This window comes from Acidovorax delafieldii 2AN (assembly GCF_000175235.1).
Taxonomy (GTDB): Bacteria; Pseudomonadota; Gammaproteobacteria; order Burkholderiales; family Burkholderiaceae_C; genus Acidovorax; species Acidovorax delafieldii_B.
The window spans coordinates 1-2,350 of the sequence record NZ_ACQT01000391.1 but is presented as its reverse complement, the minus strand read 5'-3'; the positions used below and the strand labels follow the sequence as shown (position 1 = coordinate 2,350).

2 protein-coding genes and 1 pseudogene are annotated in these 2,350 nt (G+C 68.4%); 2 read left to right on the top strand and 1 reads right to left on the bottom strand.

Features of this window, described 5'->3' with window-relative positions; translation table 11 throughout:
- Positions 1-163: 163 nt before the first annotated feature.
- On the bottom strand, positions 164-1,171 hold the full coding sequence (locus ACDELDRAFT_RS21455; RefSeq protein ID WP_005800445.1) for a fumarylacetoacetate hydrolase family protein: 1,008 nt from the start codon (positions 1,169-1,171) through the stop codon (positions 164-166).
- 102 nt (positions 1,172-1,273) lie between these two features.
- On the opposite strand from ACDELDRAFT_RS21455, the gene ACDELDRAFT_RS21450 reads away from it, so the two are divergent.
- Together ACDELDRAFT_RS21450 and ACDELDRAFT_RS25900 are read left to right on the top strand one after the other, a co-directional pair.
- Positions 1,274-2,056: an IclR family transcriptional regulator gene (locus tag ACDELDRAFT_RS21450; RefSeq protein ID WP_005800443.1), complete on the top strand. Its 783-nt coding sequence runs from the start codon at positions 1,274-1,276 to the stop codon at positions 2,054-2,056.
- Between the two features lie 15 nt (positions 2,057-2,071).
- Positions 2,072-2,350 (top strand): annotated as a pseudogene (locus tag ACDELDRAFT_RS25900) (DUF3108 domain-containing protein); the annotation flags it as partial.

Below are 2,350 nucleotides of genomic sequence, written 5' to 3'. Positions count from 1 at the left end.
ATCTCAGGCAGCGCCTGGGCGTCCACCGGTTGGGCGGAGGGCGGGCAGGCCGATGGGCTGGCGTCCTGGCCCGCGTCAACGGCAGCAGTGGCGCCGCACAAGGGCAGCGCCAGCATGCAGGCGCGCAGCAGGCGTCCCGGCAGTCTGCCCAGCAGGCTGCGCATCACACGGGCGCCGCGATGGCCTGGTCGATGGCGCCGAAGATGCTCGCGCCGTCCTTGCCTTTCACTTCGATGCGGATGGTGTCGCCAAACTTCATGAAGTCGGTGCTGGGCTTGCCGTCCTGGATGGTTTCGATGCAGCGCTTTTCGGCGATGCAGCTGTAGCCCTTGGGCCATTCGGTGCGGCCGTTCTGCTCCACGCCCTTGTTGCTCACGGTGCCGCTGCCCACGATGGAGCCCGCGCGCACGTTGCGGGTCTTGGCAATGTGGGCAATCAACTGGCCGAAGTGGAAGGTCATCTCGGGCCCGGCATCGCACATGCCGACCTTGCGGCCGTTCCAGGTGGACTGCACGGGCAGGTGCAGCCGGCCGTGGTCCCAGGCGTCGCCCAGTTCGTCCAGCGTCACGGCCACGGGGCCGAAGGCGGTGGCGGGCTTGCTCTGGAAGAAGCCAAAGCCCTTGGCGAGTTCGGCCGGGATGAGGTTGCGCAGGCTCACGTCGTTGGCGATCATCACCAGCCGAATGCCGTCGAGTGCCTGGTCGGCGCTGGTGCCCATCTTCACGTCGCCGGTGATGACGGCGATCTCGGCCTCGAAGTCGATGCCCATGGCCTCGCTGGGCACCACCACGTCGTCGCAGGGGCCGATGAAGTCGTCGCTGCCGCCCTGGTACATCAACGGGTCGGTGTAGAAACTCTCGGGCACTTCGGAGTTGCGCGCTTTTCGCACCAGTTCGACGTGGTTGATGTAAGCCGACCCATCGGCCCACTGGTACGCCCGGGGCAGCGGGGCCATGCATTGCCGGGGATCAAACGGGAAGGGATGGCGCGCACGGCCTGCGTTGAGCTGGTCGGAAAGGTCCTGCAACTGGGGCGAGATGAAGTTCCAGTCGTCCAGCACCTGCTGCAACCTGCTGGCAATGCCGGTCGCATAATGGGCCGTGCCCAGATCGCGCGAGACGACAACCAGTTGGCCGTCGCGCGAGCCGTCTTTGTAGGTGGCAAGTTTCATGGGGGCAGAGCCTTCGTCTCGGGTGAAAAAGTAGGACCCCTAGCGCAAATTACGCTGGGTGAAATTGATTTAACTAAACAAAACTCGCAAATTTTAGTGCAGATGGACAAAGAACGTGCAGGCATCCAGTCGGTGGAAGTGGGCTTCCTGCTGCTGGAGGGGCTGACGCGCGCGCGCGGCCCGCTCATGCTGCGCGACCTTGCGGCATCGGCCGGCATGAGCGCCGCCAAGGCCCACCGCTATCTCGTGAGCTTTCAGCGCCTGGGGCTGGTGGTGCAGGACAGCCGCACCGCGCACTACGACCTGGGCCCGGCGGCACTCAAGCTGGGGCTGGCTTCGCTGTCGCGCCTGGACGCGGTGCGCATGGCGCGCGAGCGCATGCCCGGGCTCATGCAGGCCATCGGCCACACGCTGGCCCTGGCCGTGTGGGGCAACCGGGGCCCGACCATCGTGCACTGGGAAGAATCCCACCAGGCCGTCACGGCCAACCTGCGCCTGGGCGACGTGATGCCCCTGCTGTCTTCCGCCACGGGCCGCTGCTTTGCTGCCCACATGGCGCGCGAGACGATCGAGCCCCTGCTGCAGGAAGAGCTGGCCCAGGCCGCCCGGGTGCGCCGCACCGATCTGCCCACCACCCCGGCAGCCGTCGAGGCCCTGCTGGCCGAGACGCGTGAACGCGGTTCGGCCCGCGTGGTCGACACGCTGCTGCCCGGCATCGTGGCCTTCTGCGCGCCCGTGTTCGACGCCGATGGCCACCTGGTGCTGGGCATCACCACGCTGGGTTCCGTAGCCACGTTCGATCCCGAATGGGGGGGCGCCATCGACACCCCGCTGCGTGCCGCTGCCGCCCAGCTGTCGAGCGACCTGGGCGCGGGCTGCGCCTGACCCCATCACCAACCCATGCCCCGCCGGCCGCTGCTTGTTCTGACCGCGTTGGTGCTGGCCCTGCACTGGCTGGTGCTGCAGGGCGTGCCCCTGGTGTGGCAGCCCACCTCCGCGCCGGCCGCCACCCAGGTGTTCAGCACGCGCAGCATTGCACCACCGCCGCCACCCCAGCCTGCAGCGAAACCAGCGGACGGCGGCGCGCACACGCCGGTTGCGCGCAAGCGGCCTGCGCCCCGCCCCACCCCGCATACCCCCAAGGTGGCCGACGCCACCCCGCCCCCAGAGCCGCCACCG